Annotated in this window: 25 protein-coding genes; 8 read left to right on the top strand and 17 right to left on the bottom strand. The window is 50.7% G+C overall.

Annotated elements, in window-relative coordinates:
* Window positions 1-23 precede the first annotated feature (23 nt).
* A complete protein-coding gene (locus HU175_RS07455) occupies window positions 24-1,097 on the bottom strand; it encodes an App1 family protein (RefSeq protein WP_176565992.1) in 1,074 nt (357 codons plus the stop codon).
* A gap of 49 nt (window positions 1,098-1,146) precedes the next feature.
* Here HU175_RS07455 and HU175_RS07450 point away from each other — a divergent pair, with 49 nt between their 5' ends.
* Window positions 1,147-2,025, top strand: coding sequence for a diacylglycerol/lipid kinase family protein (locus HU175_RS07450; protein WP_176565991.1), 879 nt, complete (start codon window positions 1,147-1,149; stop codon window positions 2,023-2,025).
* Here HU175_RS07450 and fdhD read toward each other — a convergent pair.
* The 3 genes from fdhD to pyrR all read right to left on the bottom strand — a co-directional run bounded on the left by fdhD (window position 2,022) and on the right by pyrR (window position 6,344).
* Window positions 2,022-2,879 (bottom strand): formate dehydrogenase accessory sulfurtransferase FdhD, encoded by an 858-nt coding sequence (fdhD, locus tag HU175_RS07445; RefSeq protein WP_176565990.1) that lies wholly within the window; start codon window positions 2,877-2,879, stop codon window positions 2,022-2,024. The two genes, HU175_RS07450 and fdhD, sit on opposite strands and share 4 nt — an antisense overlap.
* A gap of 83 nt (window positions 2,880-2,962) precedes the next feature.
* Window positions 2,963-5,527, bottom strand: a complete 2,565-nt coding sequence (locus HU175_RS07440; RefSeq protein ID WP_176565989.1) for a DUF5686 and carboxypeptidase-like regulatory domain-containing protein — start codon at window positions 5,525-5,527, stop codon at window positions 2,963-2,965.
* A 277-nt stretch (window positions 5,528-5,804) separates the two neighbouring features.
* Window positions 5,805-6,344: a bifunctional pyr operon transcriptional regulator/uracil phosphoribosyltransferase PyrR gene (gene pyrR, locus HU175_RS07435; RefSeq protein WP_176565988.1), complete on the bottom strand. Its 540-nt coding sequence runs from the start codon at window positions 6,342-6,344 to the stop codon at window positions 5,805-5,807.
* A 119-nt stretch (window positions 6,345-6,463) separates the two neighbouring features.
* Between pyrR and pth the strand changes: the two genes are divergently transcribed.
* Together pth and HU175_RS07425 are read left to right on the top strand one after the other, a co-directional pair.
* Window positions 6,464-7,027: an aminoacyl-tRNA hydrolase gene (gene pth, locus HU175_RS07430; RefSeq protein WP_176565987.1), complete on the top strand. Its 564-nt coding sequence runs from the start codon at window positions 6,464-6,466 to the stop codon at window positions 7,025-7,027.
* Window positions 7,028-7,313: 286 nt separating this feature from the next.
* The gene (locus tag HU175_RS07425) at window positions 7,314-7,709 is read left to right on the top strand and encodes a hypothetical protein (RefSeq protein WP_317167799.1); all 396 of its coding nucleotides are present in this window, start codon (window positions 7,314-7,316) and stop codon (window positions 7,707-7,709) included.
* A 257-nt stretch (window positions 7,710-7,966) separates the two neighbouring features.
* On the opposite strand, the gene HU175_RS07420 is transcribed toward HU175_RS07425, so the two are convergent.
* A complete protein-coding gene (locus HU175_RS07420; protein ID WP_176565985.1) occupies window positions 7,967-10,450 on the bottom strand; it encodes an outer membrane beta-barrel protein in 2,484 nt (827 codons plus the stop codon).
* Window positions 10,451-10,686: 236 nt separating this feature from the next.
* Here HU175_RS07420 and HU175_RS07415 point away from each other — a divergent pair, with 236 nt between their 5' ends.
* Window positions 10,687-11,061, top strand: coding sequence for a hypothetical protein (locus tag HU175_RS07415; protein WP_176565984.1), 375 nt, complete (start codon window positions 10,687-10,689; stop codon window positions 11,059-11,061).
* 141 nt (window positions 11,062-11,202) lie between these two features.
* On the opposite strand, the gene HU175_RS07410 is transcribed toward HU175_RS07415, so the two are convergent.
* From HU175_RS07410 to HU175_RS07400, 3 genes are all read right to left on the bottom strand, one after another.
* Window positions 11,203-11,934 carry an outer membrane beta-barrel protein gene (locus tag HU175_RS07410; protein WP_176565983.1) on the bottom strand — a complete coding sequence of 244 codons (732 nt, stop codon included), beginning with the start codon at window positions 11,932-11,934 and terminating at the stop codon, window positions 11,203-11,205.
* Window positions 11,935-12,149: 215 nt separating this feature from the next.
* Window positions 12,150-12,626, bottom strand: a complete 477-nt coding sequence (locus tag HU175_RS07405; protein WP_176565982.1) for a hypothetical protein — start codon at window positions 12,624-12,626, stop codon at window positions 12,150-12,152.
* Between the two features lie 58 nt (window positions 12,627-12,684).
* On the bottom strand, window positions 12,685-13,749 hold the full coding sequence (locus HU175_RS07400; protein ID WP_228724356.1) for a hypothetical protein: 1,065 nt from the start codon (window positions 13,747-13,749) through the stop codon (window positions 12,685-12,687).
* 233 nt (window positions 13,750-13,982) lie between these two features.
* On the opposite strand from HU175_RS07400, the gene HU175_RS07395 reads away from it, so the two are divergent.
* Window positions 13,983-15,020, top strand: coding sequence for a sensor histidine kinase (locus HU175_RS07395; protein ID WP_176565981.1), 1,038 nt, complete (start codon window positions 13,983-13,985; stop codon window positions 15,018-15,020).
* 24 nt (window positions 15,021-15,044) lie between these two features.
* Complete coding sequence (locus HU175_RS07390) at window positions 15,045-15,785, top strand: LytR/AlgR family response regulator transcription factor (protein ID WP_176565980.1); 741 nt, start codon at window positions 15,045-15,047, stop codon at window positions 15,783-15,785.
* A 5-nt stretch (window positions 15,786-15,790) separates the two neighbouring features.
* Here HU175_RS07390 and rodA read toward each other — a convergent pair whose 3' ends face one another.
* The 3 genes from rodA to HU175_RS07375 form a co-directional block, all read right to left on the bottom strand.
* Complete coding sequence (gene rodA / locus HU175_RS07385; RefSeq protein ID WP_176565979.1) at window positions 15,791-17,071, bottom strand: rod shape-determining protein RodA; 1,281 nt, start codon at window positions 17,069-17,071, stop codon at window positions 15,791-15,793.
* A gap of 67 nt (window positions 17,072-17,138) precedes the next feature.
* Window positions 17,139-19,088 (bottom strand): peptidoglycan D,D-transpeptidase FtsI family protein, encoded by a 1,950-nt coding sequence (locus HU175_RS07380; RefSeq protein WP_176565978.1) that lies wholly within the window; start codon window positions 19,086-19,088, stop codon window positions 17,139-17,141.
* A 144-nt stretch (window positions 19,089-19,232) separates the two neighbouring features.
* Window positions 19,233-20,234, bottom strand: a complete 1,002-nt coding sequence (locus HU175_RS07375; protein WP_228724355.1) for an SMP-30/gluconolactonase/LRE family protein — start codon at window positions 20,232-20,234, stop codon at window positions 19,233-19,235.
* 179 nt (window positions 20,235-20,413) lie between these two features.
* Between HU175_RS07375 and HU175_RS07370 the strand changes: the two genes are divergently transcribed.
* Complete coding sequence (locus tag HU175_RS07370; protein WP_176565976.1) at window positions 20,414-21,070, top strand: oxidoreductase; 657 nt, start codon at window positions 20,414-20,416, stop codon at window positions 21,068-21,070.
* Between the two features lie 2 nt (window positions 21,071-21,072).
* Window positions 21,073-21,525, top strand: a complete 453-nt coding sequence (locus HU175_RS07365; protein ID WP_176565975.1) for a GNAT family N-acetyltransferase — start codon at window positions 21,073-21,075, stop codon at window positions 21,523-21,525.
* A gap of 57 nt (window positions 21,526-21,582) precedes the next feature.
* Here the strand turns inward: HU175_RS07365 and atpH are convergent, their stop codons facing one another.
* The 6 genes from atpH to HU175_RS07335 form a co-directional block, all read right to left on the bottom strand.
* On the bottom strand, window positions 21,583-22,122 hold the full coding sequence (gene atpH / locus HU175_RS07360; RefSeq protein WP_176565974.1) for an ATP synthase F1 subunit delta: 540 nt from the start codon (window positions 22,120-22,122) through the stop codon (window positions 21,583-21,585).
* Between the two features lie 6 nt (window positions 22,123-22,128).
* A complete protein-coding gene (gene atpF, locus HU175_RS07355) occupies window positions 22,129-22,623 on the bottom strand; it encodes a F0F1 ATP synthase subunit B (RefSeq protein ID WP_176565973.1) in 495 nt (164 codons plus the stop codon).
* A gap of 170 nt (window positions 22,624-22,793) precedes the next feature.
* Window positions 22,794-23,045, bottom strand: coding sequence for an ATP synthase F0 subunit C (atpE, locus tag HU175_RS07350; RefSeq protein ID WP_410528597.1), 252 nt, complete (start codon window positions 23,043-23,045; stop codon window positions 22,794-22,796).
* Between the two features lie 88 nt (window positions 23,046-23,133).
* Window positions 23,134-24,222, bottom strand: a complete 1,089-nt coding sequence (gene atpB, locus HU175_RS07345; RefSeq protein ID WP_176565971.1) for a F0F1 ATP synthase subunit A — start codon at window positions 24,220-24,222, stop codon at window positions 23,134-23,136.
* 16 nt (window positions 24,223-24,238) lie between these two features.
* Window positions 24,239-24,604 (bottom strand): hypothetical protein, encoded by a 366-nt coding sequence (locus HU175_RS07340; protein ID WP_176565970.1) that lies wholly within the window; start codon window positions 24,602-24,604, stop codon window positions 24,239-24,241.
* Between the two features lie 66 nt (window positions 24,605-24,670).
* The gene (locus tag HU175_RS07335; protein WP_176565969.1) at window positions 24,671-24,943 is read right to left on the bottom strand and encodes an AtpZ/AtpI family protein; all 273 of its coding nucleotides are present in this window, start codon (window positions 24,941-24,943) and stop codon (window positions 24,671-24,673) included.
* Between the last annotated feature and the right edge of the window lie 76 nt (window positions 24,944-25,019).

Here is a 25,019-nt window from a genome sequence, read left to right as displayed (position 1 = left end):
TGTTGATTTACCGGTCTATTTGATCAAGAGGCAACCAGGCCTGCCTGCAGAGAATGTTCGCGGGCGGTGCTGCTCTTTTCAAAGTAACAACAAGTTACACCCGCCTGTTGAATTTTATTCACGAGTTCCTCGGTAGCCGAATGATTGGCTTTATTGATCTGCCGAATATACACGCAGCGGATCTGCTTTGGGTAATGCCGCACCACTGTTTCGTAGATAGTCGGGTCCTGTTGAGAGTCGTCACCGAGCAGAATAAACTGCATGTCGGGATACGCTTCCAGAATATCGGCGATGCGGTCAAACTTGGTCAGGTGTTTGCTTTTCCCCGTCTGTAGCACCTGCGAGAGCCGTTTGATCTGATTCAGCAGATAAATTCCCTCCGGCAGGCCGTTTTTCTCCGAGAACTCCAGGATGTAGTCGTACAGATTCCATTCACTGCTCGATACGTAGAAAAATGGATTTCGCTGGTGGGGGCCGCTGTTGGCTTCGGCCAGCAGTTGATAATGTGCGACGACGCCCTCAAACGGCTCCCGGCTATGGGCATTTTCTGTCAGCAATACGAGCAGCCGTTTCGTAATGGTGGACGAGTGGGAAATCAGAAACGTATCATCAATATCTGAGATACAGCCGTAGGTTGTCGGCGACGGAATATACACCTGCCCGCTCCCCGTTCCCAGGATCGTTTCGGGGGTCAGGGTCTGGCTTAAAAACTCGGCCCGAACCGGATACTCTCCCGGCGGCAGTGGTTCATCAAGTTTAATTTCAATCCGAAAAAAACCATCCGCTTCGGCCTGCGTTTCCACTACGTGTCCAACGCAACGAATCCGAACGGACGCATGAGGCTGTGGCTTAACCAGAAATAATCGGATCACAGCCAGTACGTTTACCAGACCGTTGTCGCGGTAGCGTTTACGCGGCAGAGCGCTCCGGCGCAGCACATGCCCGAAAACAACCAGCTTGTTGGCATTGCCGAAACCGCGGTATAATTTAATAGTGGGCCGATTGGTAAGCCTCAGCCACGTCATGACGTAGTGTATCAGCTTACCTTTCAGACTCAGTGTTTGTTTTTTAGCGTATTTAGGTGGTGCCGTATCCATATATTGACCAGTACGATCTGCTACATAAAACTTATAATCAGCTAAGAAGTTGACCTTTTTATTCGCAATTAATCCCGCGTCCGGGGGCAAGACCAAAGACGACTGGATAACCGGGATCAAAAACTACTTTGCCAGCCTCCCCCACCAAGTTGAACTATTTGAGCTGGACGGTCAGACCGACGCTGACCAACTACCAAAAAAGATAAACGAAATTAAACCCGACCGGGTAGTCGCCGTGGGGGGCGATGGCACTATTAAATCGGTGGGCGAAGCGATTCTCAACACGGATCTGCCGCTGGGGATATTACCCGCGGGTTCGGCCAATGGCATGGCGCGGGAGTTGGGGATTCCAGCTGATCTGGCCACCAGCCTGGACGTATTGGTCAACGGCGACTTGAAGCCGATTGATCTGATTGAAGTCAACGACGGTGACTACTGCCTGCATCTGAGCGACATTGGGATGAATGCCCAGTTAGTCAAAAACTACCAGCAGAACAACCTGCGGGGCATGTCGGGTTACCTGCGCGGGGTGGTCAAAGTGTTGCGCAAACACCGGATGTTACGGGTCGAGATTAACCTAGGCGACGAATGTATTCAGCGGGCGGCTTTTATGATCGTGCTGGCCAACGCCCGCATGTACGGTACCGGAGCGGTAATTAATCCGGACGGTGATATGTCGGACGGGCAGTTTGAAGTAGTGGTGTTCCGGCGGTTGACGATTTGGGAGATCCTTAAAATGTTCTGGCATTTCAAACCCTTCGACCCCAAGAAAATCGAGATTTTCCCCGCTACATCAATTAGCATCGGTACGCACCGTAAAGCCTATTTTCAGGTAGACGGCGAATATCGGGGGCAGTTGACCGAGCTAAAAGCCCGGATTCGGCCCAGCGCCCTGACGGTCCTGGTTCCTAAGCCTGCTACAGCTTAAGCAGTAACGGCCTGTGTCGATTGAACACGGAAAAATTCGCTGTAAAGATTGAAACGATCATTTCGGACAAAACCAGCCAGCGTCATGCCTGCTTCCTGCGCCATCTGGACCGCCAGGCTAGATGGCGCACCTACAGCTGCCAGCAACGGAACACCCGCCAGCCAGCTTTTCTGGACCAGTTCAACCCCGATCCGGCCACTCAGGAAAATACCATGCTGACTCAGGGGCAGCCAGCCGTTCCAGAAAGCGGCTCCAATCACTTTGTCAAGCGCGTTGTGCCGGCCAATATCCTCCCGAACGAGCAGCAGTTTTCCCGTAGCGTCGAACAGGGCGGCCGCGTGAATGCCACCCGTATACGCAAAAGCCCGCTGTGTGTCGCGTACCCGCTCGGGCAGACTGTGCAGTATGTTCACACTCAGCGCAAAATCAGACGTAACGGGGCCGGGGGCCAATGCCTGAACGGCCTCGATCGTGGCCTTGCCGCACAAGCCGCAACTGGATGAGGTAAACGTGTTTCGCTCCAACCGCGCCCAGTCGACCCGCACATCGGGGTGCAGTTCAACGCGGATCACATTACCGTCCTTATCTGCTTCCTGTACGCAGTGGCGACAGGACACAATATCAGCCGGGTGCTGGATGATGCCTTCAGTGAACAAAAACCCCATCGCCAGTTCCTGGTCGTGGCCGGGCGTTCGCATAGTGACCGATACTGAGCGTTGCTGACGATCGTCAGCCGGGCCAAAGCCCAGCCGTATTTCCAGCGGTTCTTCAACCGCCAGTAGGTCCGGTGATTCGGCAGATGTCTCACCGGAAAATTTTCGAACCGTAACAGGAGCAACGAGCGACGTAGCCATAATCGATGGAGAACGCCCCGGAAACGAAAGCGGGGCTGTTTTAACACTAAACCAACCCCGTTCCGAAAAGATTAGCCAATCGGCTAAAAACTAAAGTTCGCTGAGCCTTTAATGACAAACTTGTCGACTGGAACTCCATTCCGGTTCGGCTCCAGATACGTCAGTCGGTGAATGGCCTGAATCCGGAAGAGTTTGAAAATATTATCGATACCGTAGCCTAGTTCCAGATACGGCCTAGCGCCGTTGAGCGCGCCAAAGTGCGTAGGTTTGAATCCGCTCGCCAGTGGTTTACCCGTTTCGAACGACCGGTTGTTTTTTGACAGGTTACCCCAGAGCGCATCGGCATTAGCAACCAGCCGCCAGTTCAGCTTGCGAATCAAGGGAATCCGGTTAAAGAAGAGTCCTTCAAACTTGTGCTGCATATGAATGGCCACAAACCGATCGCTCACAAACTCGTAGAACTGCATCCGGTTGAATGTATTAATTGTCAGCAGCGGGGTTGGATTCCCGATGTGCGGAAAGAGCAGGGGCATCGGTAACTGAGAAGGTGTGTACCCCGCCGACAGCAGGTACGACATGCGCCCCAGTACACCCAGCCGCAACGTCTGCTGTGCCCGCATGGTAATGCGTCCGTACGTATAATCACTGCCCAGCGCCTGTGTACCGTGCGTGTACCGGATCGTTAAAATGGGCGCGCGTTTGGTGCCCAGCGTAATACGCTCATTACCATCGATAATGTATTTCTCTTTCCGCGCAAACCGGGCTTCGACGGCCCAGTAGGCATCAGTAATGTCAGACCGTAAGGGAGATTGGTCATCCAGTTCGGGCTGCGTCCGAAAATGGAACGGGAAAATCGGATCGAAGGTCCGACTGCCCATCGTTGTTGTGATGACCACACCTTTAACGGGTTCGATACGAAAAAATAGTTCTTTCTGGTGACTGGCATACGCTCCCCGGTACTTACCAAACCGGCTCAGCGCGTAGAAAAGCCGATTGCCACCGATCAACTCGGGTGTTAGCCCCAGTCGCTCCAGGTCGTACGACATTCGCACCCCTACCATCGACCAGTACCGGCGCGAGAGGATGTAGTCAATTTCACCACCGTATTTATAACGCTTGTCCAGCGTACCGTACGCCAGGTATCCACGCAGAATCCAGTTTCGGCTGAAGTCCTCGTTTGTGCGGAAACCAATGCGAGTTCGTAGCCCTTCGACGGTATTATACGCAAACAGATAAGGATACGGCCCAATATCCACCGGCCCCGCTTTGTAGAAACCCGTAATGGCGACCTGACCAATAGCCTCTACCGCTTTGATGGCCGGCACCTGCCGCAACGTATCAATGAGCTGACGGGTTTTGAGATCTTCCCGGCTCAGCGAATCGTCGCCCGCCAGCGTTCGCTGCACGGTCTGCCAGTACGCTTTGTTATCTGTATTGGTCGAATCGTTTGGTTCCAGCGGTTGATCGAAAAAGGCAACCGGCAGCGGTCGATTTACCATGATATTGCTGTTGTGCAGGGTTACCTGCGCCCGAACGCCCACGGCATGTTTGCCGACGGTTGTCAGATCGGCGGTCAGGCGAACGCTGATCGGCAGCCAGCCCGTCGTAGCCAGCGATCCCGACGCCGAATCGACAGTAGGTTCTAACTCCTGCTCGATGGTCAGGTTGCGGACGTAGTTTAGATTAGCCCCCTTGCCGATACGGGCTTCAATTTCGCAGAGTGCAAACGAGGTTGTATCGATCCAGGCTTTTCCTGTGAACGCCAGATCTTCGGGGCGCTTGGGCTCGAACTCGATTACGTAACAGGTCCGCCCGCCCACCTGCGTGGTGTCGGCCAGGAAAAACTCGTACCAGCTTTTCCAGTTTTCGCCAACGGGCGACGCAAAGTCTTTGCCTAGAATAGGAATGTAGCTATCGAAGAAATTATGATTAACCAGGGTTGAGCCGCCCAGCAGTTGCGAGCTGATTTCGGTATCAACGACATCAATGCCTTTGATCCGGGTTTTCCGCACCTCCTCCCGCGTCCGTCTGGGATTAGCCCGGTAGTAATAACGCGACACTGACTCCGACGCCAGGATGGGCACCAGTCGGTTTCCCTCATCGTCCGTTGGCAGATCCTGCTTGCTCATGCCATCGCTGATCCGGCGAAACAATGGATTGGCGCGTACTTTATCCGACATCCGGCTCAGCGCAATATCGGTTTTTACGTAGCTGTCGCACTCATAACCGGCCAGACGACCGCGGTCGTTGAGCAGGCGATTTTTACGGAGCTGCCGCAGAATACCAAAAGCCGGATTTTCGCCCGCCCGAACGGTAATTTCCTGCAGTGCCGTGCCCGCTGGTATGAGCCGGAAATTGAAGGTTTGATTTAGGCGCTCTGGATCAATTTTCTGGCGCATCGTTGTGTAACCCAACGAGCTGACGGCTAGTGAGTCGGACAACGTTTTGGTAACGAGCGAAAACTGTCCTTTTTCGTCGCTCAATGTTCCTACCCGCCGACCTACCAGCGCTACGCTGGCAAACGGAATGGGTTCGCCTGTTTGTAAGTCGGTAACCTGGCCAGATAGGGTATAGCCAACCTGCGCCAGCGTTTCACCAGCGAGAAGAACAAACGTAAAAAGGATAAACGAGTGTAGATATTTCTTCATAGGCAAATTACGGACCACTAATTACCAAAATTATTTTAAGTAATTTCTACACCTACCAGCAAATTAATTTCCTTATAATAACACAGGAAGCCCAGCCTTACAAGCATCACTCTATCCTAACTCATCTGCTGATTAACAGAGCAGTAGTAGGCACTAGATCTATCTCTATTACAAAAAGATCAGACAGCGTATTTTTACCCTATGCGTATAGGCAAAAAAAAGGTCTGTCTCTAAAGCGAAACAGCCCCCAATTCTTTACTTATATTTTTGCAGAAATTTAACCGACCAGCCAGATACGGTCTTCGTCGGCTCCCTGCTCAGTCCATTCGACCAATACCCGCTGCGACTCCAGCGTATTTACCCGCCGACCGGTATAGTCGGGTTTGATGGGTAAATCACGGTTATAACGCCGGTCAACCAGCACCAGCAGTTCGACTTTGCGGGGGCGTCCGAAAGCCGTCATGGCATCCAGAGCCGCCCGGACCATCCGGCCCGTAGCCAGTACATCGTCGATGAGGATAACGCGTTTATCCTCGATCACAAACGGTACGTTCGTTGTATTAGGCCGAAGGGGCGTATCACGTCGGCGGAAATCATCGCGGTAAAAGGTCGCATCAAGCTGGCCAAATGGCACCTGAAACCCCAGAATACGGTCCAGCTCATTGGCAATACGAGCGGCAAAAAATACACCGCGCGGCTGCATGCCCAGAATAACCGTGTCGGCAAAGTCCTGATAATTTTCAATCAGTTGCTGCGCCAGGCGGCTAATGACAATTTCGAGCAGCGGACTGGACAGGATCAGTCGTTGTTGATTCATGGCGTAAACTTACGAAACACACCGGTTAACCCCTCATTCCGTTGGCAGATACCAACTTTGGAGGTGGGTAGCCGCAAAATAATTCCGAGTTTTGCCAGCAGATTCGATTACAAATCACCATGAACAAATTTTTGATTGTTGGACTGGGTAACATCGGTCCCGAATACGCACTCACGCGCCACAACGCGGGCTTTATGGTTCTTGACCGGCTGGCGGCCCAGCACGGCTTCACGTTTTCGCTAACCCGGCTGGCCTACACGGCCAAATGGCAGTACAAGGGTAAACAGTTTTTTTTCGTGAAACCTACTACGTATATGAACCTCAGCGGCAAGGCGGTGCTCTATTATATGAAGCAGGAAAACATTCCGGTTGAGAACATTCTGGTCCTCACCGACGATAAAGATCTGCCTTTTGGCAAACTGCGGATGAAACCCAAAGGGTCGCCGGGCGGGCACAACGGCCTGCGAAACATCGACGAGCTCCTTAACACTCAGGCTTATACCCGGCTACGGATTGGGATTGGCAACGATTTCGCCAAGGGGAAGCAGGTTGACTTCGTTCTCGGGCAGTTTTCGGAGGATGAAATGATTCAATTACCGGACTATCTGGACCGGCTTGGTGAGGTTGTGCTGGCTTTTTGCACTATGGGAATACAATTTGCCATGAACAATTACAACCAATGATATAACATTTTAAAGAATATTCAAATATAACTCAACCATATAAAACACAATATTGGACGAAATAAAGCCATATTTTATTCGGAATCAAATCCACAAAAACAGCTAAGAATCTGATTTAAAAAACTAATCCGTATTAAATTCGGAACATTATTTCGTTCAGTGCCTAAAAGAACACTTGTACTTTAAAAACTTCTACGGATATTTGTGTGTTCTTTAACTGAAACAAAAATAGAACAATACTATGAAATCGCGTGTTATATTTGCGTCGTTGATTCTTGCACTTGGAATGACGACATTGCAGGCAACCGCGGCTACCACCACCAACACTGATGATAGCCCGGCAGCCAAAAAGCCGGCAAGCGCTATGCTGGTTAACGGTTCGGAAAAGCAGTTCGCTGCTTATATTGAACGGAACGCTAGCCAATTTTCGCGTAACACCAACTGGCAAACTTATATGCGTGTTGTCTCGCTGTACAACCAGCATCCTGTAGCGGTTCTGTCCATCAGCCCCGCCGATCGGATCAAGTTCAACGAAGCCAGCACTCAGATCAATACATTACTGGCTAAACAGAAAAATGTTGATGCCAGCCGCTGGACGAACCAGGCCGATCTGACCACCCGGATGATTAATTTCCTCTGGAACTCGGATCAAGCTCCCAGCGAACCACTTGTCATTCAATAGATTAAAACAATCTATTAATTACTCGGGTTTTTGGAACAGAAAAGGGTAAAAGTTAGTTTTTCATGTAGAAAAGGTTAAGGGTTTAGGAATAGTCAGTATAGGGTTCTTCGCTTCGATCGAGGAACCTTATCTTTTTTTAGGGCAATCCCAGATAGTCAGGTGCATTATCAGATGTTTTCTTGATAGTGGTAACGCACAAAAAAGTCGTCCCTCAAAGCGGAGACGACTTTTTCCTTTTTTCTTAACCTAAACTACATTTAGTTTCCTCCTTTCATCCGGCCCTGTTCGGCCGAGGTTGCAGAGCTGCGATTGCGGGCACCTTTTACGTTCTGGTTACCGAAACGGTAAGTAAACGTCAGCATGATTCGGCGGCTCTCCCAGCGGGAATTCACCCGGAAATCAATATCCTGTACCATAGCCCGGCCTCTGAATCTGTTCATCCAGAACGGGTCGTTGATGTTTACTTTCAGATTGCCTTTGCCGTCCATTACTTTCTTCTGCACACCAAGGCTGAATGCCCCCTGCGGACGGGCCCGGTAGAAGCCATACTGCGACGCCGAGTTGTACCAGGCCGAGAGCTCGGCCGAGAGCGTTTTGCTCAGTGTAAAATTATTCGACGAATACAGGTTATACGCTACCAGTTTCACTTCGTAGGGAGTACCCGAATAGAATGTCTGATAGTGGCTGTAGTACGTACTGATGTTCGTCTGCATCTGCCACCACTTCGTGACGGGCAGCGGGAAGCTAACCCCCAGATTAATGTTATCCTGCATACCCTGGTTTTCGGGCGTTACGTAGGTAATGTTCTTCTCCGGGATTTGTCGTGGCGTTTCGTCGTTAATGAAATCAGTGGTTCGGCTGACACCCAGTGTAGTGATGATTGCGTTTTTATGCGTGTACGATAGTTCAACTGAATTCGTGTACTGCGGCCGCAGGAACGGGTTCCCCTGCTGATACGTGTACGGATCCAAGTAGAATACAAATGGGTTCAGATTCTGATAGTCTGGTCGCTGAATCCGGCGGCTGTACGACAGGTTCAGTACGTTATTGCTATCCAGTTGCCGCGACAGGAACAGCGTTGGAAAGAAATTCAGGTATTCCCGCTCCACACGTTGATCCAGGGTGATTGAGTGACCAATTGAATGCGTGTGTTCAGCCCGCAATCCCGCCTGTACCTTTGTTTTACTCCCTAGCTTACCGGCGTAGTTTACATAACCCGCGTTGATGTTCTCGTCGTATTTGAAGTGGTTGCTCCGGCTGGCATCGAATACCCATTGGCTTCCCTCCTGCCGCAGTGTATCGTAAATCGTGTTGTTGTCGGCGTTGACGAAGCTACTTTTCAGACCGGCCTCCCACTTACCATTTTTAGTCGGGTGCACATAATCCGTTTTGAACGCCATGATACTGATCGTCGATGGCATGCTGTTACGGACATCCTGGTTGGGACGGGTTACACCGTTGTCGGGGGTGTAGTAGATTGTGTTCAAATTGTTGCTGTTACGGCCGTTGTAGTGTACATAATCGGCATCGACCGTCCATTCCCGTCCTTTTCCGTCGAACTCATACTTGTAGTTCAGGTTTGAGGTTACGTTCGACAGCAGTTCCTGAGCATCCGTTTTTGTAACGGGTCTGCTAGTCAGTTGATAAGCATCGTTGCGGATAAACGTCTCGTTGACGCCCGCTGATCGCCAGTCGTTCCGGAAGCCATTGACCAATACGCCTACCGTACTTTTCTTGCTGACGAAGTAATCGAGACCTGCTTTGTAGGAATGACCAACAAATTCGCTGGGGCGGAATGACCGCTGATCGAAGTAGGTCGTTTTACCGTTGTAGGGAATCGAGCGGCCAATCTCGTTGCTGTTGTTGCTGTATCGATCCGCGTAGCTGTAGTTCCCGAATACGTTGAGTTTGCCTTCGCGGTGGTTCAGGTTCAGCGTTGTACCGTATTTTGGCCGGTTCAGCAGGTTGCCGTTCAGATCGCGCACCCAGCCGTAACCCGTGTTCAGAATTACCGAGCCATTCGTGCCGAAATTCTTATTCTTCTTCATCTTGATATTGATGATCCCCGAATTACCGGCCGCATCGTATTTGGAGCCAGGGTTTGAGATGATCTCGATCGACGCAATGTTATCGTTGGGTGTGTTCTTGAGCAGGTTAGAAATTTCCTGCTGCGACAGATACGTCTGTTTACCATCGATATACACAACCACGCCCGATTTTCCTTTCAGCTGAATCTGATCATTCTGGCGATCAATAGTTATGCCAGGCGCTTTTTCCAGCACTTCCAGGGCGGTATTACCGCTCGAAACAATACTGTTCTCCACATTGACAACTGTACGATCCACCTGCTGCTCAATGAATGGCTTTTTAGCAACGACGTTTACCTCAGCCAGACTTTTCGATTCATCGATCATCACCAGTTTTGGTACTTCTACCGCTGGCTGCACTTCGCTGATGACAAAAGAATTACTATATGTTTTGCGGAAACCCATCTGCTGGGCGATTACCCGGTAGTTTCCGGCGCCTACGTTTTCGAAGATGTATTTACCAGCGTCGTCGCTGATGGCGCCTTTCACCAGCGTGGAGTCGGCTGCTTTCACCAGCATCATCGTGGTGAATTCCAATGGTTTACCCGTTTCGGCTCCTACTTGCCCGCGGACGGTACCGCGGTCTATTGGCTGAGCAACGGCCGTTACCAGCGTTGTCAGCAACAGGATGATGGAAAAGAAGGTCGTATTCATGAGTGGTATATGTCTGACTAGTGTATTACCGTGTGCATTAACAAGTACTAAACAAAGGTAGGTAGTATGCATAACAAAGTACCTTATCTTACACAAGCGGTCTGATCGGAAGGATAAACGGATTCAAGGGGGAACTCTTTGGCGGAGAGCTTAACTGCCAGAAAGATGCAAGCCGGAGGTGTTACGTTGCACGAAGCCGAAAATTTTCTTTTGTTTACGGCTCAACCTTCCACTCTATGACTTTTCTTCACGCTGCCTGGGCTTTATTGAACCTGATTCTCATCGTAGGCGCTTTTGTTATTTCCTACCGAAATTACCGCGATTTCTCGGAGCGATTCGGCTGCCTGGCAAGCGCTTTACTTATTCTGGCCGTTGTCAGCACCTGCAATGGCGGACGTAACAAAGCCGTTACTAGTCCTACTAATTTTTTCTACGCCGATACGGTGTATTCAGCTGACAAAGGGCCACACAAGGAGCGCCGGATTGTCGTGTATGGCGATGACTTGTATAAAATCACCCAGTCAGTTGGTGTTAGCCCCGTACATAATACCGATTCGTTACGGCTAGAAAGCACAGTAACTGTGAGCGGTCTTACGTTAGGAACCCGCTGAGAACCCGAGCAAACAACTGCCAGCTTATTGTCCGGTCGACGGGCGTTTTACCAATCGACCGGAAGCCTGACGTGGTACCTCCTGGGAGTGCCCGTTTACACTCAATGGAAGCACTTCGAAGGGGAAACACCCCTGGATGAGCTATAACTTGATACCCACAGACCAGACGCTGGCGTCGGGTCCCAGACCGGGCCGGAAGATGCTTTGCGGCTCGTAACGGCCAAACAGTTTGGTGTGTCCACGGAAGCCCAGTTCAGCTGTTAATCCCCAGCGGAAGGGTTTCAGGTTGTAATCGCCATGATCGCGAACAGCTTTACCACCTTCAGGTTTCACTTTGGTGTAGCTGTCCAGCCGCATCCCGGCATAGGCCCCCGCGCTGAACGAAAACCCAGACCGCAGCGAGAGGTTGAGCAGGAGCGGTAGGTTAAGCTGCGTTGTCACGAGCTTCGAGCGGTGCAGATCAACGGCAGCGGATTCTATAACTAGTTGATTGTCGCGCTCGGTCAGTACGTTACGTCCTTCAAACATGAAGTTGTTCCAGGCGACTTCGGGGCCGGTAATCAACCGAAGTTTGGTTTTACCTCCGGAGATCAACGGAATTCGTTGCTGCCAGGCCAGCGCGATATACCGCGAGCCCAGGGGTTTCAGGTCGTAACCATCAGCCAGGTTACTCCCGAAGTTGTTCAGTCCCAGGTAGACAGTGAAGTTACTGGCTACCCGCTCAATGGCCTTTTTGGGTCTCGCACTGGTCGTTGTCGTGGTCGTCGTATCGCCGTTAGTTGACACGGTAATCGTAGTGGTTGTGGTTTGGGCAAACGTAGCGGTTGTTGTAGTGAACAAGCCAGCGATCAGGAAGTGTTTGAACGTTTTCATCTGATTAGTAGGATAAGGGTTCAGGAATAAACCTAATTGTTAATAGCCTGGGGCGTTTCCTGTGCTATTTGACCAGAAGATGACAGATTCGCCCCGGCGGGTTGCACGACGGATGAAAAAATTCTGCTTTTTCTTCTGATTGCCCCGAATCTAGGAATGATTACTACTATATCGGGGAGAAAATAGATAGCGTTCAGATGTATGAATGGCACAAATTATTTGTTCTCGAACAACCGTAAAATATCATCAGCATTGGTGTGACGTTCACTGGACGCTCGGGCATAAATCGACCTAACTATCTGATGATTAGAAAGCAACTGAACCTCATTTTCATGAAGAATACTTTTTAAAGTAGCCAGTGTATCGTTCCGATTGAGTAACCGAACAAACAGAGCCTCTAATTGTGAGAGGGCGTGCGGCATAAGAACGTCGGCTGATCCGAAAAGCGCTAGTATGTATTTACGGATGTCCACCTTGACGAAACTCTCAATGAGTGAAAACAGCTCCTCGACCGGTTCCATATTTCCATATACCGGATTATCGTCGATCAAACCATAACAAAGAGTTCGGATTACTGAGAAATCATTACCCTCGCCATATATGAGATGAATGGTTTCAAGATATTCCTCTTGCATATCATCGCTTAGTTGACGCAGGTGAATTAGTTTTCTTTGTTGCTCTTCGAGTTCCATAGTTTATAAATCAATGGTCTCAAATATAATGGACGCAACGTCCAGCAAGACACGATTGCTACTTAGTATAGCTATTCAACTCGTACACCGTCACGCCGGGCAGGGTACGTAGTATATCGACCATGATTTTGCGGTGATTGGCACCAACACCCACAACTACCCGTTTGGCCCCGGCGGCACGAGCGCGGTTAACTACATTATGTGCCATATCATCGTTACGTAGCTGCCACTGATGAAGCATTTCGTTAAGTGCAGCCTCGGGAAAGCCAGCCGTACCAAATAGCCGGCGAGCACCGTAGAAATTCACAATATTCAAATATTCATCCCCCTCAGGACTATTATAGGCAACAGTAGCCATGCCTGCTTTTTCCGCCTTGTCTCCGGCCAATGATAGTTCGTTTATTCGCTTATTCAGGGCCGCATATCGTTTTCCGTCAACCGACGTAGAGTCTAATCCTTTTTCCCAGTTACGGAATAGTGAATCTGCTTTGCTCCAGGCCGCGCTCCAGGCTCTATCATGCCGTTGGCTGTCCATGGGCAGTATTTTATCCTGTCCTAGCTGGTCGATCAGCGGAAAAAGAATGTTGTGGTACTCGCTCGAACGGCTGCGATACAGCGAGTCGGGCACACCCAGAATGGCGCTATAAGCCGCTTTCTCCTCGTTACCGAATGCAGGCCGGGCGATGTCGAGCCGGTACAGTTGATACGCAGCATTACCGAAATCGCGATTCAGATAGAGTGCCCGCGCCAGCTTCATGCGATCCTGGTGGAAATTAGGGTGTTGGCGCAGCAGTTGATACGTTTGCTTGATGAACTTGGTCGTGTTTTTAGGCGCGGGATAATTCAGTTTCTTCAGATAGGCCAGTCGTTTCTCAACATTAGCTTTGTTCCAGTAGGCAGGAATGGCGTCGTAATCTTCGCCGGAAAGCCATTCGCCAAACACGGCATCGGGTTTAAAGGCCACCCCCTTATTAATGATTTCATCGAAGTGCTCGACCGGTTTTTTGCCGTAGCTGTGCGATGTACCGATCATCAATACCTCGACGGGTTGCGTAGCGGTCGATTGGGCGAAACTTGCGGCAATCGTAAACAGGAAGAAAAGGAGGGCAGCGAGCGTTTTCATGAATCTGAATGTGTTTTGTGGTGATTGATGGGTCAAAGTTGCAGGCTGCTTCTACCCGCCAACGACTCAATTCGACCAACACGCGAGACATCTCGGCCAACGCCTTCACCGCCCGACCAACGCTTTCTCAGCCTCCGATTCTGGTTCGTCGGCCGAATTCGGGCGTTGGTCGAACAAAGTTGCGCCAGCAACAGCGTCTTCCGTATTTCGGCCAACTATTAACCTCTCCTGTTATGGCAATTCAACTCCCCTCCTTTGTCAACTCCCGCACCCGAGTACGCAGCGCTCTTTACGTACTGGTCTGGCTGGGTATTGTGCTGAGTAACGCGTACGATACCAAGAGTAATTCAATGATAGTCCCGGACTTTTCCATATCCTTCAACACGGCCTTCTGGCTCACAGTCTGGTTCGAGCATACGGTTGTACTCAACCGGTTTTTGACCCGGCAGCAATGGTTTTTGGCCGTACTGGGGTCAATGGTTGCCGTGCTGGTATTTATTGTCACCCGGTACGTTATCGAACAGGAACTGTACTGGCATCTGTTTGGCATTTCGAATTATCCCATCACTGTGTCGAAGCTGTATTTTGCCTACGACAATCTGTATTTCGGGATTCCCGCCATTTTGATTGGAGCGGCATTCAAATTGATTGAAGACTGGCTGGTCTACCAGCGGGAGCGCGAGGCACTGGTCAGCGAGCGGAACCAGGCCGAACTGGCATTTCTTAAATCGCAGGTCAATCCGCATTTTCTATTCAATACGCTCAACAACATTTATGCACTAACCTACGCCAAATCAGATGCGGCCCCCGGCGCGATTCTGAAACTATCGGAGTTGATGCGGTATATGCTGTACGACAGCGCCACGGGCCCCGACCGGGTTTCGCTTGCTAAGGAAGTAACGTACCTGAAAAACTTTATTGAACTCGAAAAGCTCCGGCTCACCCAGGCCCATGTTGAATTTATGGTTGACGGGAATATTGATCTGTTCCAGATTGAGCCTATGTTGCTGGTGTCGTTCGTCGAAAACGCGTTCAAGCATGGTGACCTGACCGACCCAAATCACCCGCTCGTGCTTGATTTAAGCGTTCAGAACGGTAGATTGCGCTTTGATACGTTAAATAAAAAAGCGATCCGGCAGACCGACGCGGTGGGTGGTATCGGGCTGGCAAATGTCCGGCGACGGCTGCAACTACTCTACCCAAATCGGCATACCCTTCGCATCACCGATGAGCCGGGCAGCTACGCCTGTTCGCTGGAGTTGAGTGTGTAGTCCTTACCCTTATGATGAGATTTTATGCGCTGCCTGATTGTTGACGACGAACCCTTAGCTCACACGATTCTGAGTGATTACGTCCAAAAAGTGCCGTTTCTCACCCTCGTTGGCGCAACAACCAGCCCCATCGAAGCGCTGACGCAGGTACAGCGGGGGGAGGTCGATCTGCTGTTTCTGGACATTCAGATGCCCGAGCTCACCGGCCTGCAGTTCCTGAATCTGTTACGTCGGGGCGTCGCTGGTCATAATTGCCGGGTGATCCTGACAACAGCGTATTCTGAATACGCCCTGGATGGTTATGAGCACGACGTAGTCGATTACCTGCTCAAGCCAATTTCGTTCGAGCGGTTTTACCGGGCTGTGCAGAAAGTTATGCCGTCGGCATCTGCACCCATTCTACCTACCGCCGACAGTCCGGTTTTGGCTTCTCCAGCTCCCCCAGCGGACATCGCCCGGGATTTTATTTTCGTCAAGACGGAGTATCGTCTGCAGCGGGTTAATCTCGGTGAGATTCTCTACGTTGAAGGGCTAAAAGACTACGTATCGATTTACACGACAAGCGAGCGGATTCTTGCCTTGCAGACCATGAAAACGATGGAGGAGAAACTACCGACGAGCCAGTTTGTGCGGGTGCACAAGTCGTACATCGTTGCCGTAAGCCATATCGAATCCGTTGAGCGGAACCGTATTTACATCGGCAAAACCGTTATTCCCATTGGCGATACGTACCGCGACGCTTTCTTCCGGCACATCGACGGATAAATTTCTTACCAGCGCGATAATGCCGTACGTCGGGCGTCCAGTTTCAAGAAGATGAACAGCAGAATGGAGAACGACCAGAGCGACGAGCCCCCATAGCTGAAAAATGGCAGTGGGATCCCGATGACAGGCATAAGCCCGATGGTCATCCCGATATTGACCATGACGTGAAAAAAGATGATCCCCGCTACGCAGTAGCCATAGACGCGGGCGAATTTACTTCGCTGCTTCTCGGCCAGAATAACGATTCGGGAGAGTAAGCCAATGAACAGCGCAATCACGATGGTGCTACCAATAAAGCCGTGTTCCTCGCCGATGGTGCAGAAAATAAAGTCGGTACTTTGTTCGGGTACGAAGTCGAATTTGGTCTGCGTGCCTTCTAGAAAACCTTTTCCTTCCAGCCGCCCCGACCCAATGGCAATCTTGGCCTGCGTTACGTTCCAGCCCACGCCCAATGGGTCAATCGTTGGGTCGACCAAGACTTTGATTCGGTTCCGCTGGTGTTTCTGCAATACGTCGTTCACGAAGAAATCGACGCCCGTTACCAGCAGCATCATGCCCACCCCTAGCAGACTCATGGACAGGATTGTACTCATGTTCCGGTTGTAGCGGGGCATCAGTAACACGATTAGTACCAACAGGACAACGATACCGATGAAGATGTAGAGTTTGGGAAAAACCAGCGCCAGCACAAACAGAATAATGACCGCAATGCCCAGCGACGGAATCCAGCCCGGCAGGCCCTCCCGATATAACATAATGGCAAATGACGCAAACACCAGTGTTGAGCCTGTTTCGTTCGACGCCAGAATCAGGATACAGGGCAGCAGGATAATGCCACCGATGTAGAGTAAGTCCTTTCCTTTCGAGAGGTTGATTCCCGGCACGTCCATGTATTTCGCCAGAGCCAGTGCCGTAGCTACTTTAGAAAACTCTGCCGGTTGTATCAGAAACGACCCGAGCTTAAACCAGGAACGCGATCCTTTTACGTTCGACCCTGCTACCAGTACCAGCAGCAGCATGAGAATCATAAAGGCGTAAATCAGGTACGCGAAGGAGTCGAAAAACTTATGATTGATTACCAGAATACAAATGATCAGGACAGCCGCTGTGCCAATCCACATCATTTGCTTGCCAGCATTGGTTGACATGTCAAACAGGCTGGTATGATCTTCCGGGCTGTACACAGCCGCATAGACATTGAGCCAGCCCAGCGTTACGCAGCCGAAGTACAAAATCAGGGTTATCCAGTCAATCGGCTGCTGTAGGGGATCGTTATTACGCGACATGGGCACTAGTTTCCCTGACTACTACCGCAGCCAGGCTTGATGAGGTACTGAAGAAAAAGAGCGTCTCCTAATTTCCGGTCGCGCCAACGGCAGGGTTCGCCTTGGCTGGCGTAACGGTCATATAAGGTTTTGGCGCGACTGGTTTCTGAGCCGAGTCGTTTTTAGGTGCCACGGGTTTTGGCTTCGCTGCGGGCTTCACCGCCATCATATAGTTTTTCGACTTCACGTACGTATCCAGTGCTTTGGCTTCGGTCTTACGTTTCAGGTAACGCTCGGCAACCAGGGCCGCCACTGATGCTGCCGCATCACCGCCCCAGCCCGCGTTTTCCACGAATACCGCTACGGCGATTTTAGGATCGTTCATCGGCGCAAACCCAACGAAGATAGAATGGTCAAACTTATGGCCAAACTTGGCGTTCTGAGCCGTACCAGTTTTACCACACAGGTCGATACCGTTGATGTTAGCCAGGGCTTTTACTGTTCCGCCCATAACGGCCCGACGCATGCCGTCAATGACCGGCAGGTAGTACTGCCGGTCAATGTCTGTTTCGTGCCGTTCCATATATTGGTTCGGTATGCCAACTCCAGATTTACCGAACCCTTTGATGTAATGAGGGGTAATGTACCAGCCCCGGTTCGCAATCGTAGCGGCCAGATTCACTAGTTTCAGTGGGCTAATCAGCAACTCGCCTTCACCAATACTCAACGACGCTACTGTTGAAAACTTCCAGGTATACTGGCCCTTGTAACGCTTATCATAATCTTCTGTTTCCGGTAGATTCCCTTTCAGTTCGCTAGGTAAATCAATACCCAGTTTGGACCCAATGCCAAACTTCTCTACCATATTATGCCATTCCTTCAAACCAACCGCAGACGCCTTGAACGTATTGGGGTGGCCATTGTGGTACACGAACTTCCGGAAAACCTGGTAGAAATACGGGTTACAGGAGTTCTGAATGGCTCCCCGCAGGTCATTTCCTCCGCGGCAGTGGCACCGCATAGGCGAACCGGCATGACCGTAATGCGTCTGGGGCAGCAACGTGCCCTGCTGCTGGGCAATCAGGGCCTGAATCAGTTTGAAGGTCGATCCGGGCCGATAGCTCGCCATGACCGGACGATTGATCAGCGGTTTATACGGATTCTTCAGCAGCATCCGGTAGTTCTTCGAAAAGCTCCGGCTCGACAGCAGGTTTGGATCGTAGGTAGGCGCCGATACCGACACGAGGATTTCCCCCGTCGATGGTTCAACCGCAATGACCGAGCCCACTTTGTTCTGCATCAGACTATCGGCGTATTTCTGCACCTCTACGTCGATGCCCGTAACCAGGTTCTGCCCGGATATGGCCAGCGTATCGAACTCGCCGTTTTTCCAGGATCCTTTGTTAACGCCGTGAACGTCATGCATCACGAATTTGACCCCGCGCCGGCCGCGTAGCTGTTCTTCGTATTGTTCTTCCAAACCGTTATGGCCAACGTAATCACCCTGTCGGTAGTAGGGAAATTCCTGGTTGTCCAGTTGCTTCTTGGTAATTTCACTGACGTAGCCAAGGGCATTGGCCATCGTATGTGCCGGATACGTCCGCATCGAGCTGATGACCGGCTCAAAGCCGTGGTAATCGACCAGAGCGTCCTGAATACGGGCAAAATCTTCTTTGGAAAGCTGCCGCACGAATAGTGACGGCTTGTTGACCGAGTAATTCTTGGCCAGCCCCATAATGCTGTCAAAATCCGACTGCGTAATGTTCAGCATTCGGCAGAAGGCCATTGTGTCGCCAACAACGGCTTTCTTGGGTGTTACGTACAGATCATAAACCGGTGTATTGTAGACCATGAGCTGATTATTGCGATCATAGATCTGCCCCCGGTATGGTATTTCGACGACCCGTTTAATGGAGTTTTTGGACGCACCCAGCGAGTAAGTATCATCCAGCACTTGTAGATAAAACAGCCGGGACAGATAAATCAGCCCGATCAGACAAAAGAAACCAATAATTGCGTACTTCCGATTCTCTAACATGAGAATATTCCTATAACCAAGCTACATAGCCTTCTCTACAAAGTTAACGATTTGTATTTAACCAAGTTCCTCGTCAGGGAATGGATGTAAATTTTTTATTCGGTTTATCTCGCTGACTTTACGGTCATTTGACATTCCCGACGATTAAAACTTGCCGGTAGTCGTCGTCCTGAGCCGGCACAGGTACATATCAGCGGTAATGTACAGCGTAGATCCATCGTCACCCCAGGCGCAATTAGCTGTAGCGCCCCCCAGGTTTATGTGTCCCAGAAACTCACCCGCTGGCGACAGAACCAACACCCCACCGCCCCCCGTAACCCAGAAGTTACCAGCCCGGTCTAGCTTCAGCCCATCAAAACCACCCGCCAGTCCCTGCTTTTTCATACCCTCCGCCCCGAACACGACCCGACCCTTTCCAACCGAACCGTCGGCCTGTACAGGATACGCCATCACTACGGGCTTATCAGGGTCTGACTGCGCTACGTAGAGCGTTTTTTCGTCGGGAGAGAACGCAATCCCGTTTGGTCGGGTCAGATCATTAACAATCAACGAAACAGCCCCTTTGCCGCTTTTGTCTCCTTTTGCCACCGGTGCAATACGATATACACCAAACACGCCCGTTTCCTGCGAGGGATCATTCTCCTTTTTAGGCATGCCATACGGCGGGTCAGTGAAATAATAACTGCCATTTGAATGGGCCACAACGTCGTTGGGACTGTTGAACCGTTTTCCTTCGTAGTTGTCGGCCAGGGTCATTTTGCCACCACTCCCGTCGAGGGGCAGGGCCGATATGCGCCGGTCACCGTGTTCGGCAGCAATTAGCCGCCCGGCTGCATCCAGGGTTAGTCCATTGGAACCCGGTTCATCGCTATAAGCACCCAGTCCCGTATAGCCGGAAGGCTTCAGAAACGGCGTTACGCCATCCTGGGCCGTCCACTTAAAGATAGTATTCTGTGGTACGTCCGAAAACAGTAGATAGCCTTGTTTCTCGTTCTTCGTCGGTTTGATCCAGAGCGGACCTTCGGTCCAGGTAAATCCGCTGGCCAGCACTTCAACACGGGCATCTTTGGGAATGAGTTTGTCGAGTCTGGGATCGGCCCGAACAATGGTTCCAATCGTTGGATAAGCCGGCATCTGAGCGTACATAACAGGACTACGTAATAGCTGATAAACAATACAAATCCAGAAGAGAGATGACCTCATGGCGGGTAACAGGTGATCACTGCTTTTATAGGAGCGCACTTTCATAAGATAAAATTTGTCTATATCCGATTTTGTTTAACTAGACTTCCTCTAACTTGCGCAACTCCCTACCCGCAAGCCGTATGATGACATCCACCAATAAAACAGCATTACTGATTGGCGCTACTGGCCTGATCGGCAACCTCCTGGCCCGTCAACTGGTTGATTCGCCTATCTACGAGAAAGTAAAAGTATTAGTTCGTAAGTCCTTACCCTGGCAACACCCCCGTTTGCAGGAAGTTCAGTTCGATTTTGATCATCCGAATGGTCTGGTAACGCAGGCTGATGATATTTTCTGCTGTTTGGGCACTACCATAAAAAAAGCCGGTTCGCAGGAAGCGTTCAGGAAAGTGGATTATCAGTATCCGCTCGATATTGCCCGGCTTGGGCTCGCCAACGGAGCCAAACAGTTTGCCATTGTTACGGCGATGGGGGCCGACTCAAAGTCGATGTTCTTTTACAGTCGGGTCAAGGGTGACGTAGAGCGTGACCTGGCCGCGCTTAACTACCCCACTTTATTGATTTTCCGCCCGTCGCTGCTTATGGGCAACCGACGCCAGGAAGACAGCCGCCTGGGAGAACGCATAGCCGAAAGCGTTATGGGTTTGCTGAATCCGCTGGTACCGGATAAATACAAAGGGGTTCAGGCGAGTAAGGTCGCGAATGCTATGCTCACAACGGCCCAGCAGGGGCTGACGGGTAAGCACGTTTTTGAATCCGACGCCTTACAGAAGTTTTAGTAATGGAGCACACCCCGTCCGGCCCGCTCACGATCCGCCCCGCAACAAGCGATGACCAGGACGTAGTATACGCGTTTCTCTGCGACCTGGAAGATGAAACGCTCAACCGGCCTCGGTTCGACGCCTGTTTCGCCTGTAATCTGGCCAATCCCATGGTTCACTACCTGATCGCTGAGTTGCCCGACGGACCGGTGGGTTTTGTCAGCTGTCACATACAATACTTATTGCACCATACCGGCAAGGTGGGCGAAATTCAGGAGTTGTTCGTCAAACCAGCATACCGAAGCCAGCAGATTGGGCGTCAGTTGGTGAACGCTCTTGTGGCACTGGCACGACAAGAGGAACTGGTTAATCTGGAAGTAACAACGAATCAGAAACGTAACGACGCCATTCGATTTTACGAACGAGAATCGTTTATCGCTACCCACCAGAAACTGGTTCGGATAATCAACTAGCCATAAAAAAAGCCGCTTCCTTTGGAGGAAGCGGCTTTCGTATGTTTACGTCTATTCCTAGTTCAGGAATTGAAGACGAATCTCATTCAGCTGATTCCGGATCGAACCATCGATTTGCTGATCGCCCAAGCGGAGAACATAACCTCCGATAAGTTTCGGATCGATTTTTTCGTCCAGTTCGACTTGCTTACCATTCGTATAGTCAAGCACAATCTGTTTGAACTTCTCCCGTTGGTCATCAGTCAGCGGAACGGTCGTAACCACCGTAGCGCGTTTAACGCCTTTGATTCGGTCGTACTGACTGATAAACTCGTCAGCAATGGCATCTACGATACCTTCCCGATTTTTCTTGCCGACAATATCAAGGAACGTCATCGTCAGCGTATCAACCCGGCCGCTGAAGATCTGCCGGACAACGGCGGTCTTTTTCTCAGCCCGGACAATCGGGTTCTTCAGCATGAGTCGCAGGGGACGGCTTTGCGTCAGCGTCTCCCGGAACATCAGCATGTCTTTGTAAATTGTCTCTGTCAGGCCTTTCTCCTGCGCCAAATCCAGCAGCGACTTGGCGTAGCGGGCCGCAACCGTAGCAACTGCCATAGTCGGTTAGTTTAAGCGTGAATTTGAGACCAGATCCGTAACCAGCTTCTCCTGGGTAGCTTTGTCACTCAGTTCTTTACGCAGTACTTTTTCGGCAATTTCCAGCGACAGCGTAACAACTTCTTTTTTCATCTGCATTACCAGAGCCTGCCGTTCGTTCTGCATGGCTTCCCGGTTCTGCTCCAGAATCCGGCGTCCTTCGCTTTCGGCCTTGTCGCGGGCTTCGGCCAGCATTTTATCCGCCGTTTCTTTAGCACCTCTCAGGATAACTTCACGTTCGGCGCGGGCTTCGGCCTGCAGTTTTTCGTTATTGGCTTTCAGCGCCGTCATTTCCGACCGGGTTTTTTCGGCCAGATCCAGTGCGCTCTGGATATTATCTTCCCGCTCGTGCAGGCTTTCGGTAATGGGTTTCCAGGCGAAGGCGCGGAGCAGCAGAAATAGAACTAGGAATACAACTACCTGCCAGAAGAGCAGTCCAAGGTCGGGAGTAAGTAAGTCCATATGTGTGTAATTATCAGAAAGTCGATGGAATCAATCTTTTGTTGATTGAAAAGCGCCCACCCGGCGGCAAACCCGACCGGACAGGCGATTCTCGAACATTAGCGAGCAGGGATGCCGATACCTAATGTACTCAGCCTGCTCAAAACGTACTACTGCGGGATGCGGGCGACTTAGGCAGCCGTTGCAACCAGCAGACAAATAACAGCTGCGAACAGCGCAACGGCCTCAATCAGAGCCGCGATAACCAGCATGGCCGTCTGGATACGAGCAGCCGCTTCTGGCTGACGAGCAATAGCTTCCATAGCGCTACCACCGATACGACCGATACCCATACCAGCACCGATAGCGGCCAGACCAGCGCCTAGAGCAGCACCGAATACAGAAATGCTACCCGTAGCTTCCAGCAGAAGAGCAAACAACATTGCGAACATGATATTCAAACAGATTTATTAAGTGAAACAAACAAAAGATTGCAAATCAACAATTGGACTAACTACCTACATTTTCCGATTAGCCCAGTTCGGAAACGGTACCGTGTGCTTCGTCGTGGTGGTGATGTTCCTCCACGGCGCTGCCGATATACATGGCGGTCAGCAGGGTAAAGATGAACGCCTGCAGGAACGCTACGATTAATTCAATGAAATTCAGAAACAGCGTAAAGAACATAACCACTGGGCTGATCGCCACACTCGTAGTTGCTCCCGCCAGGGCGTTAGCCATAAAAATCAGACCCAGCAAGCTCAAGATGATGATGTGGCCAGCGGTGATGTTGGCAAACAACCGGACCATCAGCGAAATAGGCTTCATGAATACGCCAACGATCTCAACCGGAATCATAATAGGCAGTACAAACCAGGGGACACCCGGGGGGCTGATGATGTGCATCCAGTAGTTTTTATTCCCGCTGAACGTAACGATCAGGAACGTCAGCACCGCCAGCGACAACGTAACGGCAATGTTTCCAGTCAGGTTGGCAGCCCCCGGCAGCAGACCCAGCAGGTTGTTGATCAGGATAAAGAAGAACAACGTCAGTAGGTAAGGCAGATACCGGCCGTGGTGGTGACCGATGCTTGGCTTGGCAATATCGTCCCGAACAAAAAGGATGATCGGCTCCAGCAACGACTGAACGCCTTTCGGAGCCTTGCCTTTGTTTTTTGCATACCCCCGGCTCACCGACGTGAACAGCAGCAGCATGATAACAGCACTCAGCAACAGCGATGCCGTGTTTTTAGTGATCGAGAAGTCATACAGTTTGACCCCTTCCTCCACCTCTCCGGCTTGGTTGACGCGATGGATTTTACCATGCTCCTGTTTGTAGCCATTGTAAACAGCATCGTGAGCCAGCCGTGCGGATGAGAATACTTCTACCCCCCGATCGTCTGAATACAGAATAACCGGAAGCGGAATTGTCAGGCCATGAGCCAGCTCCCAGCCGTGCTCATCTTTAATGTGGTGCATAATCATTTCACCCACATTAAATCCTTCTTTCTTGTGTGGCGCTTCGCCCTCATGTCCGTGCTCCTGCGCCTGAACAGACGCTAACGAACTAAAAACGAGACCAATAGCCAGTAAAAATTTATTTAAAACCGAACGCATCATATGATGAGAATGACCTTTATTTCGAATCGCGTCGCAAGTTACGATTAAGCCCCCAAATCTCAAAGCTTGTGTAACATATATATAGTACAAGAAATGTAACAACGAAAAGTAGGCGCTGCGTTACGTTCTGATAAAGGAAAAAGCCGACAAAGAGGAAGCTTAGTATCAGACGGACAACGGTAGCCGCCAGATACAGGGTAATAAACCGTTCTGAATTACTCTGTAAACCAGCCTCAACTAACCGGTGCAGCAGAAACGAAACGCTCAGAAAAAAGAGCAACAGCACTTTCCAGTGGTGGTGAACCCAGTTGGCGGCCAAATATCGTTCGGCTACGAAAAATACAATCGCCAGCAGGAGTGTAAATAGAAAGGTACGCAGCATAACTACTGTTGAACGGATCAGCCTCGATCAACACCATCGGTGAATGGTCACGATCGGGTCGAAATATTATTTTTGGGTGATTTGCCGAATGAACAAATACAGGGAGGCACCAATAGCCGTTAGAGCCAGTACGATAGTCCAGATGGGACGCTGGTTTTGCTGCCATTCGTCGAGTTTCATCCCGCCCCAGACGCCCAGTCCGATGGTGCCCAGCATCTGAAACGCAATGCCGCTGTATTGGGCAATCGACCGGCTTTTATCAGTAGCGTTCTCCAGTGAAGTTTTTTTTCCAGCCTCCCTGGAACGGTTTTTGTCGAATTGGTCAGACGAGTTTTCCATCGAATTGAGTTGGTATACACGCTAGAAAAATGCAAAATTCGTTAATTTGGCCTAACGTTCCATAATGCCAGCACAG

Source organism: Spirosoma sp. KUDC1026 (genome assembly GCF_013375035.1).
Taxonomy (GTDB): Bacteria; Bacteroidota; Bacteroidia; order Cytophagales; family Spirosomataceae; genus Spirosoma.
This window is presented reverse-complemented; position numbering and strand designations above follow the sequence as displayed.